The sequence below is a fragment of the Coprococcus sp. OM04-5BH genome (assembly GCF_003482105.1).
Lineage (GTDB): Bacteria > Bacillota > Clostridia > Lachnospirales > Lachnospiraceae > Coprococcus.
On the sequence record NZ_QULM01000001.1, the window covers coordinates 149,293 to 167,310 of the forward strand.

12 protein-coding genes are annotated in these 18,018 nt (G+C 42.7%); 1 reads left to right on the forward strand and 11 read right to left on the reverse strand.

Translation table 11 applies throughout. From position 1 onward, the window contains the following. Nucleotides 1-61: 61 nt before the first annotated feature. The 11 genes from DXB54_RS12130 to DXB54_RS00735 form a co-directional block, all read right to left on the reverse strand. Entirely contained in the window at nt 62-688 is a 627-nt protein-coding gene (locus DXB54_RS12130; RefSeq protein WP_118693961.1) for a TetR/AcrR family transcriptional regulator, read from the reverse strand. 269 nt (nt 689-957) lie between these two features. After that, nucleotides 958-2,349, reverse strand: a complete 1,392-nt coding sequence (locus tag DXB54_RS00690) for an alanine/glycine:cation symporter family protein (protein ID WP_021938415.1) — start codon at nt 2,347-2,349, stop codon at nt 958-960. Between the two features lie 33 nt (nt 2,350-2,382). Then, the gene (locus DXB54_RS00695; protein ID WP_330426324.1) at nt 2,383-3,243 is read right to left on the reverse strand and encodes a phosphatidylserine decarboxylase; all 861 of its coding nucleotides are present in this window, start codon (nt 3,241-3,243) and stop codon (nt 2,383-2,385) included. A gap of 114 nt (nt 3,244-3,357) precedes the next feature. Next, nucleotides 3,358-4,062 (reverse strand): CDP-alcohol phosphatidyltransferase family protein, encoded by a 705-nt coding sequence (locus DXB54_RS00700; protein WP_118693963.1) that lies wholly within the window; start codon nt 4,060-4,062, stop codon nt 3,358-3,360. After that, nucleotides 4,059-5,099, reverse strand: coding sequence for a lysylphosphatidylglycerol synthase transmembrane domain-containing protein (locus tag DXB54_RS00705; protein WP_021938418.1), 1,041 nt, complete (start codon nt 5,097-5,099; stop codon nt 4,059-4,061). Before DXB54_RS00705 ends, DXB54_RS00700 begins: the two co-directional genes overlap by 4 nt. Nucleotides 5,100-5,137: 38 nt before the next feature. After that, on the reverse strand, nt 5,138-6,538 hold the full coding sequence (locus DXB54_RS00710) for a DHHW family protein (protein ID WP_118693964.1): 1,401 nt from the start codon (nt 6,536-6,538) through the stop codon (nt 5,138-5,140). Nucleotides 6,539-6,768: 230 nt separating this feature from the next. Beyond that, nucleotides 6,769-8,202: an MBOAT family O-acyltransferase gene (locus tag DXB54_RS00715; protein WP_021938420.1), complete on the reverse strand. Its 1,434-nt coding sequence runs from the start codon at nt 8,200-8,202 to the stop codon at nt 6,769-6,771. 260 nt (nt 8,203-8,462) lie between these two features. Then, nucleotides 8,463-12,263: an EAL domain-containing protein gene (locus DXB54_RS00720; RefSeq protein WP_118693965.1), complete on the reverse strand. Its 3,801-nt coding sequence runs from the start codon at nt 12,261-12,263 to the stop codon at nt 8,463-8,465. Nucleotides 12,264-12,419: 156 nt separating this feature from the next. Further along, nucleotides 12,420-13,436, reverse strand: a complete 1,017-nt coding sequence (gene galE, locus DXB54_RS00725) for a UDP-glucose 4-epimerase GalE (protein WP_021938422.1) — start codon at nt 13,434-13,436, stop codon at nt 12,420-12,422. A gap of 70 nt (nt 13,437-13,506) precedes the next feature. Then, nucleotides 13,507-15,018, reverse strand: a complete 1,512-nt coding sequence (gene galT / locus DXB54_RS00730; RefSeq protein ID WP_118693966.1) for a UDP-glucose--hexose-1-phosphate uridylyltransferase — start codon at nt 15,016-15,018, stop codon at nt 13,507-13,509. 71 nt (nt 15,019-15,089) lie between these two features. Beyond that, entirely contained in the window at nt 15,090-16,370 is a 1,281-nt protein-coding gene (locus tag DXB54_RS00735; RefSeq protein WP_118693967.1) for a galactokinase, read from the reverse strand. Nucleotides 16,371-16,902: 532 nt separating this feature from the next. On the opposite strand from DXB54_RS00735, the gene DXB54_RS00740 reads away from it, so the two are divergent. After that, nucleotides 16,903-17,793 (forward strand): AraC family transcriptional regulator, encoded by an 891-nt coding sequence (locus tag DXB54_RS00740; protein WP_021938425.1) that lies wholly within the window; start codon nt 16,903-16,905, stop codon nt 17,791-17,793. Nucleotides 17,794-18,018: the final 225 nt, after the last annotated feature.

The following is an 18,018-nucleotide window of genomic DNA, read 5'->3' on the forward strand; positions in this document are numbered from 1 at the left end:
ACGCATTTTGTTCAACTTGATACAAATTGATTTTATTAAAATCATTTTTAATTAAATCATCTTACTCGGATTTCTTTCTGAATAGTGCCATCCATCCGGACAACAGATAAGTTAATACGTTATCCATGTGGCTGAGTGCCTTCTGTTCATCTGGTTCATGTAGCAGGACATGTACATATGCGTCAAGCTGGATATGTATGACCCAGTGCAGCGTGTAATCATCCGGAACCGGAACTCCAAGCTGCTTAGCCTGCTCCACTGCCAGAGCCTTCTGCCCTGTCTCGAATATATCTACAAATGTATCAAGGCAATTCTCATACTTTGATCCCTGACTCTTGGTCAACAGAAGCTGACATATGTCATAGTCACTATACAGAACATGAAGTATCTGCTCCGTTGCATTCCTGTCGTCATGCATGTCATCTTCCTCTGCTCCCGGAACATTTTGCAATGCCATAAGCTCCTGATTTACGTGCTGCATAGACATGGCCTTCACCTTTTCAAGTGTGGGCTCCACAATAGCATCAAACAGATCTTCCTTATCTTTGAAGAAAAAATACAATGCACCGGTAGTAACTCCTGCTTTTTTACATATACTTCTCAGGGAAGCCCCCTGATAACCCTTTTCCAAAAATTCCGCTCTGGCACATTCAAGCAGACGCTCCTTGGTTTCATGTTCATTGTTCATGATTTGTCTCCTAAAACTTACCCTACTAACGGGTATCGCCCCACTATTACGGGTATCGCCCCCTCGCCTAATGGTAACGCCCCCTCGCTTACACTCGGCGGCAAGTCGATTGTGCCATTCCAATATGCGTTTTCAACGCATGGGCACAATCTCTCGGCGGCATTTCGTCAGCACCATTCCAATATGTATCTTCGATGCATGGGTGCTTCCTCATAACACTGTTATGTTACATCAGCGTACCCCTGCTGTCAACAATATTTTCAAAAAATCTATTGTTCCTTTCCGGCGAAATATTCCTTCACCATCTTCACCACAACTCCGGACAGCATGAATACCGCAATAAGGTTCGGGATTATCATAAGTCCGTTAAAAGTCTCCGCAACGCTCCACAGGAGGTCAAGATTTAATGTAGCACCGACTATTGCCACAAGGGAATACACCAGCATAAACGGCTTATTTACACGGGAATTAAATAAAAACTCTATACAACGGGTACCGTAAAGTCCCCAACCGATGATGGTGGAGAATGCGAAACAACACATTGCCACAGCAGTGAATATTGATACCCAGCCTCCGTAGGTTGAAGTAAATCCGCTGATGGTAAGCTCCGCACCTGCCGCCTGTCCGTATCCTACAGGAACTCCGCTGCAGAGAATTACAAGAGCTGTAAGGGTACAGATAACAATAGTATCCACAAATACTTCAAATATTCCGAAGAATCCCTGCTTTACAGGCTTTCTTGTATCCGCACAAGCATGGGCTATGGATCCTGTTCCAAGACCTGCCTCATTGGAGAATATTCCTCTGGATACACCCTTCTTCATACTCATAAAGAAGCTTCCCACAACACCGCCCGTTACGGACGCAGGATTAAATGCTCCCTTGAATATGTCTGAAAATACTTCCGGTACATGATTTATATTTATCACTACTACACCAATTGCCAAAATAATATAGAACACAGCCATGAATGGAACCAGCTTCTCTGCCACCTGGCCAATTCTCTTGACACCTCCTAAAAGGATAAGCCCGATAAGAACAGCAAGTACTATACCTATGATAAGGTTTAAGGTAGGAGCTGTGTCTTCTGAAATAATATTGTAGTTAAATAAAGCTGAGTCTATGGCTGTAGTTATTGTGTTTACCTGAGTGGCATTTCCTGTTCCGAATACTGTAAGAACACCAAAGGCGGAAAACAGATATGCCAGCCAGAGCCAGTGCTTCTTAAGACCGTTCTTAATGTAGTACATAGGACCGCCCACATAATCCCCGTCCTTGTTCTTTTCACGGAAATGAACTGCAAGAGTAACCTCGGAGAACTTGGTACACATACCAAGAAGAGCTGACATCCACATCCAGAATACCGCTCCCGGTCCTCCAATGGCTATGGCTCCGGCCACACCTGCAACATTTCCGGTTCCTACTGTTGCCGCCAGTGCCGTACACACAGCCTGAAATGGCGTGAGGGCACCATCTGACGCCTCTCTTTTCTTGAACATACGTCCAAATGTCACCTTCATGGCATATGGGAACTTTCTTATCTGAATAAACTTTGTCCTGAAGCTTAAGAACAAGCCTACACCCACGATACATATCATGGCAGGCACTCCCCAGATAAAGTTATTAATGACTCCGTTTATTGCTTCTATTTTATCCAACATGCTGATTTTCTCTCCGTCTTATTTTTATATCGATTAGTTTTTCATGACACCAACCTTCTGTCCAAGCTTCACCACTGTCTCAATTCCACAGGCAGTACTTTCGGTGTATACCTTGTCAGGAACAACCTTGTCCTTCTGGGTCATAACGATTATTGTAGATCCCCCGAACTCGAAGTGACCCTTCTCTCCGCCTCTTGACACTCTGGCAGCACAGATCTCATCATTTGCAATCCTGCCCACAAGCAGTGCCCCCACTTCCATCATGAGCACAGTGCCGGCGTCCTTTGTCTTAATAAGACAGTATTCTCTTGTATTCTCCTTATAGATAGGATAGTAGTCATTTGCAATAGGCTGAACAGTGTGATACACACCATTTATCCTGCGATTTCCTGACTTAATGCCGTTTACCGGGTAAATATACCTGTGATAATCGTCCACACACAGTCTGTACAGCCACAGATGTCCACCCTTATATCTCTCCGCAAGCTTCTTATCCTTAAGAAGGTCATGGAGATCATACTCCGTATTCTTAATGTTGAACACCGAGTCCTCCCCTATCTCATAAACTGACAATCTGGCATCACAAGGGCTGATGAAATCATCCCTGTTCATATCGATATCCAGATATCCCTTTCTGTATCTTCTGTGGAAGAAATCGTTATATGAATTAAAGCCGAACTTCTCGCAGCCCGACAGGTCGATATTATTTGCCCTGATAAATGGATTTATGAACACGCAGGACAGCCTTGTATTAAGAAATACTCTGCCAATATTCGATACAGCCGGGTGTACCAACACCTTTAAAACCTTTCTTCCACTTTCCGTTCTGTAAAGAAAATCCAGCACTTTATTATTGCTGGATTTCTTAGGAACGTTGCCTTTACATTTTCTCAAACAACGCATATATTCTCCTTTTCTGCCAAACAAACATTCTGAAACAAAAGTCCCCACAACTAAATGCAACAATCTCTCATCCGAGATCGTTCCATATCAGAAGTCATTTTCCTGTCAGAAAAACAGGAAGCCTCCCTCCTTAAGATTTCTGAACTTATGCATGAAGAAATCCTTTATATTCCAGTTAAAGTATTCCTTCCAGCTAAATTCATACAGAAGATAAACTATAATGACAGCAACTATTATGATAAGAATCATAAGGTGCTTTGTATCAGGCTTCTTCAACTTGAAGTTGCTTATAAACAATACGCCCATAAGCAACATGAAGAAAGTCATCACATAAATGAAATAATTTTCAAATAATGGCGATATAAGGAATATTATAGGAAGTACGACTGCCACAGAAGTTATAGGAAGTCCTGTGTAGTACTTCTTGCCATCCTTCACGAACTGCTTGCCATTTATCTCCATAACATTATAATATGCTAATCTAATAAGTCCTGCAAGACAATAAAACAATAATATTACAAATGACAGTGCTGTATTCATACCTGCATTCCAGCATATTATAACCGGAAATACACCGAAGCATACCATATCACATAGAGAATCAATCTGTATTCCAAAGCTCTTCTCATCCTCTGTCCTGTCCTTTTTGGTTCTTGCTACCCTGCCGTCAAATGCATCGAACAATCCGGATATTGCCAGACAACACACTGCCCACTTAAGCATACCACAGATAGCACATGCCATACCGATAACCGATGATGCCAGACTCAGATAAGTAAGTATCACTGTATAATTATAAAATCCTATCATTCTATTCCTGCCCCTCCAGATTTATCCTTTAACACTAAAAACGCCACAACAGTCAGCAATGCTGAGAATATAAGTTCAACGTAATATCCTATGCCTCTGCTTAATATAAGTCCCGGAAGTAAAAGTGCCGCTCCAAATATGTTTTCAAACATTATCTTAAACAGTGACTCTGATATTCCCATTCCTCCCGGAAGAGGAAGCATATCTACACATATGGCAACCACCGCCTGAAGCAGGATTATCCTGTACCATGGCGTGCCTGAAAGCGCAAAGGCTTTATATACGAAATACGTTACCGCAAACATAGCATATCTCTGTATTATGGTTATTATAAATACATTTACCATGAGTCCCAGATGGGTCTTCATAAACGCCGCAGACTCCCTGTACTGTCTCATGGACTTTATTACTTTCTTGACCATATCAGGCTTCTTTTTTATTATCCTGAGCTTCTCAAGAAATTTGTTAAATCCCACTGTAAGTCTTAATGCAAATGTCTGATGTAACATTACAAACAACAGCAATACAATAAAACCTACATTAAGGAATATTCCCAGATAGAATATCCACATGGCTTCACCAAGGTACGAAACAATAAAGCCATGTCCGAATATCAACAGCAGCAGACCGGTAATGACCAGAACCATCTTATATGCAATGGTTACTACCATAAGGACCACCGATGCCACCGGTATGGGAATATTTTTTCTTTTCATAAAATATACCTGCATAGGCTGTCCGCCACTGGCTGACGGTGTTACACAGCTGAAGAAAAATCCAACCGATGAAAACAGAATGCAGTATTTCATAGGTGTCTTTATTCCATATGTCTTCATGAGATGCCATATGATAACGGCCTCTCCGCATATAAATATCACAACACACAGTATGGCAGGTGAAAGCCACGCCTTATTGCAACGCCCCAGACCATCTGCAATAGCTCCAAGGTCCTCGCCGAAGAACACACTGTAAAGAGTGAGTAAGAATATACCTATGAAAAACAATGTTTCAAAAATCACCTTTTTATGTTTTTTCATATTTTTCCTGATTTCTTTTTTTTGACACTTTTCTATAACTACTTAAGCAATCCGCTTATAAGGTCTACAACAGATGTACTGCCGATGATGGTTATATTGTTTATGATAATAAGATCATCAGCCTGCTTTTCCTTAACAAAATCAAGGACATTTACTGTAGTATAACGATAGTCAAGGACATAAACTGTCTGATAGTGGTCTACCAGGAACGGAACAAAACAGTTACCGTATGATTCCTTTAATACCACACAGGAGCTTCCGTCCTTTATCTGTGGATTTTCTATTACCTCCATAGGTCTGTCACCACCGATAAAGGTCATGTACTTGGAGCTGCTTGCCCAGCTATCCACATCATAGATGACATTCCAGTTCCATTCCTTTCCGTCCGTATCCCAGAAGGTCATATCGTTGGTTCCCTTTGGAACATAGGCATCAACAGTGTCAGGATTTGCCTCCATGTTGCTGTTGCCAAGAGTACTGTAGAAGGTTCCAAGGAAGTTCTTGAACTCCTTCTTGTCATAATATGACAGATCATGAGCCTCTATTCCCTTAACTTTACAGAAATTCTGATATACATAGTAGGCTGCAAGCTGTGTCCAGTGGTGATCTGTACGGAAGTACAGATACTCGTCATTATGCTCTCTTAAGGTCTTTATAGTGTCAACGGTCTTAACATCGTCTGACTCTATACTGTAGTAATAATCTATAGCCTGTTCCTGGTCGGAGCCTGCAAGCTTGCTAAGCTCATCCTCTGAAAGCATTACACCTGAGTTGTTAGGCACAAGAATGTTATACACTGTTGTCTGTCCCTTAAGTTCTGCTGCCACATTGTTAAGTGCCGCAACATAGTTGGTACAGTTTTCCTTTCCAAAATAATACACGCTGTAGGCTGCATCTCCCTTAACATACAGATTCTGCTGGATCTGGTTCTGTATCTCCTCGTCCATACCCTTTGAGTCAGGTGGATCGACTTCTCTTACCTTTTCTGTAGTAGCTTCTGTTGTAGCTCCTGCCTCTGTGTCCTCGGTAGCCGCTTCTGTTGTGGCTGCTGTGGTTGTCTCGGTAACAGCTTCTGTATTATCATTTATATCCGGTATCTCATCTGCCTGTTTCTCTTCACCTACCATCATGGTCTTACTCTCTATTCCATAGAGGCCTTTAAGCTTTTGATCCGCTGAAACAAGAGCGTCCCTGAACGGGTATGTGTCAGAGTACCATGTGGACACATCGGAGAAGTACTCTCCGTTTAGGAAGGTCTTCATGGTAAATGACGGATACTTGGCAAGACTACGCTTCTCCTTCTCCGAGGTCTTTGGTCTTGCGAAGAAGAGAAGACCTAAAAATGCTCCCAAGAGCATTACTCCGGCGAAAAGTATTATTCCTAAATTATGATATTTTTTTATTATCTGTCTTTGTTTTTTGGTATATTTTCTCTTCATACGCTAAATCCCTTTTTTATGTACATGGTGTCGCCCCTCGTTTTACGGGTAACGCCCCCCCCGTATTACGGGTAACGCCCCCTCGTTTTATAGGTAACGCCCCCTCGTTTACACTCGGCGGCAAGTCGATTGTGTCATTTCAATATGCGTTTTCAACGCATGGACACAATCTCTCGGCGGCAAGTCGATTGTGCCATTTCAATATGCGTTTTCAACGCATGGGCACAATCTCAAAACTGGAAATACAGGAATGGGTTGTAGCTGGCGCCGACAAGTGCCAGTGTTGACAATATCAGCATGAGTGCCGGTGTTATCATATCGAGCACATTTGCAACCATAAACACTGTATCGTTTTCTCTTCCTACATCAAACAGCTTCTTTCTCACATTATTGTAGAGCGGTGTACATGCCACAATGGCAAATATAAGGAAGAATATGTACTTTAAGAATACTGTATGGACATTCATGCTGGTGAAGCCATTCGCACCTATTCCGAACATTCCTCCGAATACTACCCCAAGCTCCTTAAGACTCTCGAATTTGAATATTACCCATCCGAACAATACAACCATAAGTGTATATACATGTCCCACTGCCTTAGGCATTTTATCCTTTATCACGAACTTCTCAAGTAGCAGGAAGAACAGATACCACAATCCCCAGAATATATAATTCCAGCTTGCTCCGTGCCACAATCCAGTGAGGAACCATACTACCGCCATGTTCCTTACCCATTTGCCTGTGCTCACCCTGTTTCCTCCCAGAGGTATATATACATAATCTCTGAAAAAGGTGCTCAATGATATATGCCATCTTCTCCAGAAGTCCTGAACCGATCCTGCAATGTAAGGATAATTGAAGTTCTTATCGTAATGGAAGCCAATCATCCTTCCCATTCCTATAGCCATATCCGAATATGCTGAGAAATCCAGATATATCTGGAGCATATAAAATATCATTCCAAGCCACATTCCACAGGTTGCCTGCATTTTAAGATTCTCGACACCTGCAGGAAGAAGGCTGTCTGCTGCTGCCGCACAGGAATTTGCAAGGATAGCTTTCTTGGCAAGCCCCAGCGAGAACATGCGGACGCCGGTATATACATCGCTCATCTTGATCTTTCTGTGATCTATCTCATCAGCTATAGTCTGGTATCTTACAATAGGACCTGCTATACATTGATGGAACAGACTTGAGTAAAGAAGAAGTTTCCAGAACACAGGCTGTGCTTTTGTCTTCCCCCAGTACACATCCACAACATATGAAATAAGCTGGAATGTATAAAAGGATATTCCTATAGGAAGCACTATCTGTGGTACAGACTTGGGAAAGCCCGTAAGTGCATGTACATTTCCAAGGATAAAACCAAGATACTTGAATATACACAGAAGTCCAAGAAGTACAACGCACTCAATCACAAGATATTTTTTTACCGGTGCATCACTTCCGTACTGCTCTCTGTCCTCTGCCATCTTCTTGGCTGTGAACCAGCTGACAAACGTCTCGCCTACAAGAAGCACAAGATACTTCGGTCCGCCCCAGGCATAGAAAACCAGAGAGAATATAAGCATCACCTTATTCTGATTTTTCTCTCCGCATTTAAAGTAAACTATTAGATTAGCCGTTAAAAATAAAAATACAAATAACAGACTTGAAAATACCATTTATCTACTCTCTCTTCTTAAGTAATTCTTTAGTAATTCTTTTTATCGTCCATTCACATTCGTTCGGTGACATTTCGTCGTCACTATTTAATATGTGCCTACGTTACATGAATGTCTCATTCCCTCTAACTATCTACATCATCATCCGACACTATATCATATCATGTATTTTAATGCAATTTATAAAATTTTAATATTTCATTAAAGGTACACTGGAGCAGGATTACAGCAAGATTGGAAAACACACTGCCACATCCCGATCAAAGCTCTGCGGCATTTATCTGCCTCTTGATCTCCGTATCATTCACAATGAATTGCGCACGTCCGTTGAGGATATGTATATCCTCTTCCCTTGCTCCCACATCCATGCCGGTGTTATTTACCACATCCACCTTAAGATCTGAGTTGGAGCTCTGTATGTACGCAGTCTTTATTGCATTTCCAAGACCGAAGCAGCTCTTGCCCTCGGCCATTACCGTTACCGAAGCATACTCTATAAGAACCTGGGTATCGGCTCTCATTCCGCCGATGGCACAGCCCTCTGTGGATCTCATATCTATGGAAGCACTCATGTTTCTCATGCTCACATATGCTCTGGAGCCTGAACACGTTCCTATTCCCGTCATGGACACACCACCTGTAACTATCCTTACGGAGTCGTTCTCCATACGGATATGGGCGTCATTTGCAATGGAACCTATTACTGTACCTCCCGCAACGCCAAAGAATATATCCAGATCACAGTACTCTATCCTGAGATCGGACTCGCCCTCTATGGCTCCTATGGCAACGCCGTCCTGACCTCTCATTTCTATATCGTAGCTTCCCCGGTTGATCCTGATGTTGCCACCGAGACCGGAGCCAATACATACGCCCTTCATACCATTTGCAGAGCACTTTATGGCTCCGTCCTGGTTGAAGATTATATCTCCGTGGTGCTTGTCAATACTGTTTCCTATGCCGTAGTACTTTCCTGCGTCAATGTTTATGCTTAAGCTGCCGTCTCCCTCTATGGTAAGCCTCGAGGATTCAGGAACACATATGCCACCTGAACGGAGCTCGTTGTCTCCCACAAGCAGAAGTCTTACATCGGAGTTCTCGCCTATGTCAATACACGCCTGTCCCTTCTCACCTGCCAGGCTGGCATTGTTGAGCACCAGCGTAAGGCAGGAGCCTTCCTTCAGCTTCACAACAATATTCGACTTGAAGCCTGAGGACCCAAGTATCTCTATCTTTCTGCTGTCACAGTCTGCACCACCGCACACTATGTCGGAGTATTTGTTTATGGCAAGCTTGATAAGCGAAAATACATTTTCGTCGGAGACATCATATATCTTCTTCTTAAACTTACCGATAGTTCCCTGCCCAAACTGGATTATTTCCTTTGTTATCCTGCTGTCTATAGCTTTTACTATGGTAGCTGACGGCTTACACGTATAGTACCCCTGGATCAGATCTGCTCCCAGATGTATAACTTCCTTAAGCTCATCTACAGTTTCAACGCCCTCTGCCAGGGCAAGTATGTCATTATCATGGGCAAATTCTATTATATCCTTAACAAAATGACGCTTCTGAAGCTCATCCTGTATATCTGCCATAAGCATTCGGTCTATCTTCACATATTTAGGCATATAACGTAGCAGATTGTTTATATTTGAATATCCCGCGCCATAATCATCTATGGCTGTATCAATGTTCATTCTCTTGTAGCGTTCCTTGAGGCTGTCAAGCTCTGCGTCATTTATCTCTGTCTCCTCAGTAAGCTCCACAACTATTCTTCCTTCATACTTCGAAAGTCTCTGTTCGAGTTTCTCTCTGTCTTCACCCTCCAGCTGGCAGCCTGATATACTGTTGACAAATATCTTGGCATCGCCGAACTGTTCAAGATTCTCATCAAGATAATCAAGAATATTAAAGAAAGTAAGCCGCTCAACATCATAAAGCCTTCCCAGTCTGTCTGCACTCTCAAGAATGGCAAGTGGCGGAAGCTTTACCTCGCCCTTAACATACATAAGGGCTTCGTAAGCATATATATCCCCTGTTTCTGCAGAAACAATAGGCTGAAACCTATATGCCATATTGTTATTGTCAAGGATCTCTGCCACAAGCCTGTCATTCCTTATAGCCTCATCTGTAAGTCCCGCCTCTGCCTTAAGTCTGTCAGCCAGCTTCTGTTTCTGGTTGTTCTTCTCATTTACAGTATCATTTACAAGGTGGTCAAAGCCCGCCTTCTCAGTCACCATGGCTGTTTTGGTGTACATGAATACCGAAAGCTCATAATCCTTACCGCTATGCTTGTTTAAGAAATCCATTCCCTTGCTTATGGATTTTTCTATATTGTGATCGTATTCCTTGTCGCTGTCTATGGCTGAACATACCAGGAACTCATCATTACACATTCTTGTACACAAGGCTCTTGCACCTACGGCATCATTTATGACCCTGGACACCGTAACTATGGCCTCGTCGCCTTCTTTTCTGCCATATATGGCATTAACCTTCTTAAGTCCGCTTATATCCACGGCTGTTATGGCAATGCTTTTTCTCTCATATACAGCCCTCTTGACCACATGGACTCCCTGATTAAGGAAGCCTCTGTAGTTATAGAGACCTGTAAGAGCATCTCTTATCTGCTCTGCCTCATATCTGCCAAGCCTCTGTATATAACTCGCCTGTCTGTAGAATGCTTCCATGCACATCATGACATTCTTCATCCACACCCTGTAGGAACTTCCATATACCCTTGCTTTATTGCCATAGCTTATGACAGAATATCCAAAGGTTCTGTCATTAAAATATAATGGGGTAAATATGAATGCTGCCGGCTTATCCCTCTCCTTGTCAAGCTCAGGTATCATACTGGCAGTACCGAACTTCTCGTCAAAAGAGATGCTGTTTCCGACAAACCTGTCGGCACCACACTTTATTATTCTGTTCATGTATTTGGTATATCCGTATCTGAGGGCCTTGTCCCCGGTTACGGTCTCAAAATCTGTCCAATAACTGTTAAGACACATACTAAAGCTGTCGAAATCTCTTATCTGATATACATACTGAAAGATCACATTAAAAAAATCTCTGTAATCATCCCGGCTGATAAGCTCTTCAGTCATGTGATTAAAGCATGAGTTAACACCTGCTGACGATATATCCGTATCCCACGCCTTTCTCCTCACATCTACCATAAAGTCCCGGTTGATCTCACAGCCACAGCTCCTGCTTATAAATGGCTTGGCGCAGACATGAAATTCAGGCTCCGGATCACCATTTATTATGGCATCAATCAGTTCCGCCGTATATTCTCCGCACTCGTAAGCCGGTATAACCGCAGATGTCAATGGAACCGGACTCTTTCTTCCATCCTCCGTAGAATCATAGCCTACTACAGCAATATCTTCAGGTATCCTTATACCATTTGCAGACAGAAGTGAAGCAATACCTATAGCCATGCAGTCATTTGCACAGACTATGGCATCAGGAAGATTTTCTCTGTTCTTTAACAGCTCATGCACCATATCATCACCGCTGTTATACCAGTAGGTTCCGTCATATATTCTGTTTTCGTCAACTGTAAGCCCATGATCTGTCATACTGTCCACATAGCCTGCCAGTCTCTGTCTTGAATGAATATGATTTTTTCTGCCATTCAGAAATGCAATATCTTTGTACCCATGTTCTTTAATAAGGTGTTCTACCATTCTGTATATAGGTGTGTAGTGATCCATCATTATGCTTCTGAAATATTTGCTTTCAGCATCTATGACAACAACAGGACCCTTAAAGCTTTCTTTAATGTGTTCTTCTATACATTCAGCCACTCCCGGTGTCTGTATGGTATCCTTCATGACTACAACTGCGTCAAACCTGTCGTACTGTATAAGGTTATATATATTAGACTCCCCCACTTCTCTCATGGTGGATTCCTGATACTTAAGGAACATGGAGAATATGCACACATCATAATTTCTTGCAAATGCTTCTCTCAAAAATCCTTCTGTATATCTTCTCTGCGTATTCTCGTCTGCCTGAGCGAGAAGTAATGCGATTTTTTTTCTTTTCATCTAGCCCTGTCCCCCCTGGTCTTGATCATCGCGATATATCCCGTATGTATTCTACCATAAAAAACAGGTCCTGCCACCAATTATTTGACCACAGGACCTGTTCGGGGAACTATTTAGTTATATTTCATATATTGCTTTGTGTATATTTTAGGCAATTTAGTCTTCGTATCCGTTAGGATTCATTGTCTGCCATCTCCATGAATCCTCACACATCTCGTCTATATCGTATTTGGCCTCCCAGCCAAGCTCCTTCTTTGCAAGAGAAGCGTCTGAATAGCATGTTGATATATCGCCGGCACGTCTTGGCTTGATCTCGTATGGTACATCATGTCCACATGCCTTGCTGAATGCCTTGACAACATCGAGAACGCTGTAACCCTTTCCTGTACCAAGATTGTAGATCTTAACACCCGGATTTTCTTTGATCTTGTTAATAGCCTTAACATGTCCTGCTGCCAGATCCACAACATGAATGTAGTCTCTTACACCTGTTCCGTCCGGTGTATCGTAGTCATCGCCGAATACACCAAGACACTTAAGCTTGCCGATGGCAACCTGAGCCACATATGGAAGAAGGTTGTTAGGGATACCCTTTGGATCCTCACCCATAAGTCCGCTCTTATGTGCTCCGATAGGATTGAAGTAACGGAGAAGAATTACATTCCACTCAGGATCTGCTGTGTGAAGGTCTGTAAGGATCTGTTCAATCATCCACTTTGTCCAGCCGTATGGATTTGTAGGTGTTCCCTTTGGACACTCCTCTGTGATCGGGATAAATGCCGGATTTCCGTATACTGTAGCCGATGATGAAAAGATGATATTCTTACATCCGTTCTTTCTCATTGCCTCACACAGTACCAAAGTACCGTTAATGTTGTTTTTGTAGTACTCAAGCGGCTTAACTACCGACTCACCTACAGCCTTAAGACCTGCGAAATGTATAACGCAATCAACCTGCTCCTTCTTGAATATCTCGTCCATCTTTGGAGCATCAAGAACGTCTGCCTCGTAGAATGTAAGATCCTTTCCTGTGATCTCTCTTACTCTGTCCAGAGCCTTTGCACTGGCATTATAAAGGTTATCAACAACTACTACATCATAGCCTGCATTTAAAAGCTCAACGCATGTATGACTACCGATATAACCCGCACCACCTGTAACTAAAATCTTCATGATATTTATCCTCCTTTTTAGGCTTTCATATAAAACTTAATACAATCTTTATAACATATAAATCCAGGCATTACCTTTCATTTACATATTCCACAAATCTTAAGAACGCTGCCTTGCCGGCTTCGTCTCTCTTATATACACCTGCACACTCAAGTATCTTTGCAAATACATCTCCGATCTCATCTCTTAAGATCTGGTGTACATTTGTCTCATCTATTCTATCATATCTGTCCTTGAATGTATCTACCCATTCCTTGTGCTTTGCTATATTCTCATTTGCAGAGATATCCTTGCCGGAAACCAGAGCGTCCGCCAGCTCTGCCATCTCGCCCTTAAGTCTTGCAGGAAGCACTGCCAGCCCCATTACCTCGATAAGTCCGATATTTTCTTTCTTGATGTTGTGGTACTGCTCCCATGGATGGTAGAGTCCCATTGGGTGTTCCGGTGTTGTGATGTTATTTCTAAGGACCAGATCCATCTCATATCTGCCGTCTCTCATTCTTGCAATAGGTGTGATGGTGTTGTGTGGCTCACCATCTGTCTCGGCATATATGTATGCTGCCTCGTCGGTGTAGCCTCTCCACGCCTTGAGTATCTTGTCTGACAGATCAATGATCCTATTCTTGTCTGTGCCGTCAAGTCTTATTACTGACATAGGCCATTTTACTATTCCTGCTTCCACATCCTCGTAACCCTTGAAGCTTATCTTAGTCTCCACCGGTGCCTTTGTCATGGCAAATGTATAATTGCCGCCCTGGAAGTGGTCATGGGAAAGGATTGAGCCGCCCACTATAGGCAGATCAGCGTTTGATCCCAGGAAGTAGTGCGGGAACTGGCTTACAAATGAGAACAGCTTCTCAAAGGTTGCCCTCTCTATCTTCATAGGTACATGTTCGCCATTAAACACAATACAGTGCTCATTGTAATATACATATGGTGAATACTGGAAGCCCCACTTATTTCCGTTTATCTCTATAGGGATTATCCTGTGGTTTTGTCTTGCAGGATGATTTATCCTTCCGGCATAGCCCTCGTTCTCTATACAGAGCTGGCACTTAGGATATGATGAGCCTCCCATAGTCTTGGCAAGAGCGATCATCTTAGGATCCTTCTCAGGCTTTGAAAGGTTGATGGTTATATCAATGTCACCGTACTCAGTGTTCTTGACCCACTTGATATCCTTCTTCACCCTGTAGGTTCTTATATAATCTGTTGCCCTGCTGAAAGCGTAGTAGAAGTCTGTAGCTTCCTTTGGTGATACTGCGTACTTCTCACGGAATTTCTTCACAACATCTCCCGGCATAGGAACCATTGTGCTCATTACCTTAGTGTCAAACAAATCCCTTAAGACTACTGAGTCCTCCTCAATAAGCCCCTTCTCCACTGCGTAATCAAGTATTCCCTTAAGGACTTCCTCAAGCTCCTCGGGAGTCTCTATCTTTTCTACCTCTCCGGGCTCTGTGTAGTCGTCCTTCTTTAATATCTCAAGTATCCTGTTTGTCACATATATCCTGTCGTATTCTGTAATAAGCTCATGGGCAATACCATACTCCACAAGCTGCTTTATATTCTTATCTATCATAGCTGTCACCACCTGATCAATTTTTGGCACGACTTGCGTGCTTTTCTTTTTCATATGTCATTTGACACTTTTTACATTACCTTTATTCCACCATAAGGTCTTACCTTTAATACATGGCAGCTACCCTCACCGAAGATCTTCTCAATGCTGCTCTTGTAATCTGCAACGGCTGCGTTCTTCACAAATGCCTGTATTGTTCCTGCAAATCCACCGCCGTGCACTCTGCACACACCATTTTCCCCGAGGAAATACTCTGAAAATCCAAGGGCAACTGTTACATTCTGTGTGTGGACATCCTTTGTACTGTAGATGTTCTGGAGAAGCTTGCTTGATGAGTCTCCACTTCTCTTTATCACATCAAGGAAATGATCAAATTCGCCTGCTTCAAGAGCTGTGACGCCCTCTGCCACTCTGGCCTGCTCTGTGTAGTAGTGAAGAGCTCTCAATACTGCCCTGTCGCTTAACTTCTCTCTTAAGGCAGGCACTGCTGCAATAAACTCTTCCGGGGTAACTCTGCTTAAAAGCTCCTTGCCGAAGTACTCTGCAACCTGTTTCATCTCAACCGGAATTGCAGCATAATCGTCTGTAAGGTCTGCATGGCTACCCTTTGTATCTACGATACATAAGCTGTACTGGTGTGCCTCGAAGTCACATGGCACCTGCCTGATAACAGGATTTTCCTTTTCATAGAAATTGATGTATATAAGTCCGCCTACTGCACAAGCCATCTGATCCATAAGTCCACATGGCTTGCCGAAGTAGTAATTCTCCGCATACTGTCCGATCTTGGCAATGTCTACTGACGAAACCTTCATGTCGTTATAGAGACCTGAAAGGATTGTTCCTATAAGGCTTTCAAAGGCTGCTGATGACGACATTCCTGCTCCCATCAGTACGTCGCTTGTGATAAATGCTGTAAATCCGCCTATCTCATGGCCGTCTCTCTTAATTCCCGCAGCCACACCCTTGATAAGAGCTGTTGTTGTTCCTTCTTCTTCAGGCTTCTTGTCGATATCTGTTACGTCGATCACTTCTTCCGGCATATTGTCTGATACAAGTCTGATGGTATTATCTGTTTCAGGTGATACTACCGCGATGGCATCAAGGTTTATTGATGTGGCAAGCACCTGACCGTTCTGGTGGTCTGTATGGTTTCCGCACACCTCGCTTCTTCCCGGTGCACTGAATATGACTACCGGCTTATCTCCGTACAATTCTTTAAATCTGTCTAATGCCTTGATGTATCTCTCTCTGTTGTACGGTACTCTTTTCTCATCCACGTAGATTTCTTTAAGTCTCTGGTCATGTAAACCCTCTGCAAATTCTTTCTTTAATTCTTCAATACTTTTCATAAAACCTTCTCCTGTCTGTTATTTTATTTCCCGGTTGCTTCAATGTCCTTTTTTTGTTGCCTGCATTTGCGCCTTTCTATCGTTGCGCAGTTTGCATTCCCTGTAATATATAAGATATTTTACACTATAATATTGATTATTGAAATGATATGTCGTAGTATATGTATGTCCATTTGTTAGATTTGTCAGTGATGTTATATATAAAGATGTTGATAAGGATACACATATAATATAACGCCGGCCTTGTTCGTTTTCCTATTCGGTTCGACCAGCTTATTAACCGGCAGCCGCCCAAACTCGTCGGAGTGATATGTAATATTATTATTTTATTGATTATGTCTCCGACTCAAACATGGGCTTTGTGCCGGTAGCAAGGTCAAACCTCATAACGAAAAACTTCACTATGGCTCGGACTTTTATATTATATGTGTATCCAATGAACAACTTCTAAATAAAAAAGATAAATTTTCCACAGATTATGTCTGTGGTCTGTGTTTAAAGCCAACTACTTTTAAAATATCGGGAGGTGCCTATGGAGAAGAAAATTGTTATGGAGTTTCCTACGGAGAGCAGCACGGATCTGTATCTGAATGTGTTCGGTCATTCGGTGACGGAGCCGTTACACAAGGCGGGGCCTTCTGTGAAGTCCTTCTATCTGGTACATTTTGTCGTGGATGGGGAAGGTGATTTCTACACCAATAACCTTAATTTTCATCTTAAGAAGGGGCAAGGGTTCCTTATTGAGCCTGATATTCCTGCCACATATATATCGGATAAGGACAAGCCCTGGTCTTATGTGTGGGTAGGCTTCTCCGGAAGAAAAGCCGGGAAGATACTCCACGATATCGGGTTATCCTCGGACGAACCGATATTTACCTGTAACGAGGGAGAGCGTCTGAAGAAATATGTATTTGACATGTTAAATCATAATACATCAGATAAAGGAGACAGCTACAGGCTTATGGCAATGCTGTATCTGTTCCTGTCCACCCTGGCAACAGCCCAGAAGGACAAGATCGAGCCGCCATCTGGAAATATGTATGTGAACCACGCTATCTCATACATACAAAACCACTACAGCATGCCCCTTAAGGTAGAGGAAATATCGGACTATGTAGGAATCAACCGAAGTTATTTTTCCGACCTGTTTAAGCAGTACACAGGAATGAGCCCTATAAGCTACATTCAGAATTTCAGGATAACCAAGGCTGAACATCTGCTGACCATTACGGATTTTTCCGTTGAAAGTATTGCCCTGTCCTGCGGCTATCAGTCTGCAGAGGCTTTCCACAAGATATTCAGGAAGGAAACCGGCATGTCCCCAAAAACCTACAGGGAAAGCAAGCGTAAGCGTACCCTTTCAAGCCAACAGGCAATGAAGGATACCCCGCCGGAATATATACTTCCCGATGATGAGTTATAAGATAGTAGCAGCAATAATAATGATAACAGCGATAAAGCCCCTTGCAGCTCACCGGGCGTGCTCATAATGAGCACCTCCGATCTCCGCAAGGGGCTTTTATATTTTTACGTTAATCCATCTATCAGACCTCGTGTACAGATTTTATCAGTTTTGTACCGAAGTTTACTACTATGTCATTTTTAAGCCTGATAGTTTGTTTTAGTTTTATTATGACTTCTGTTTTAA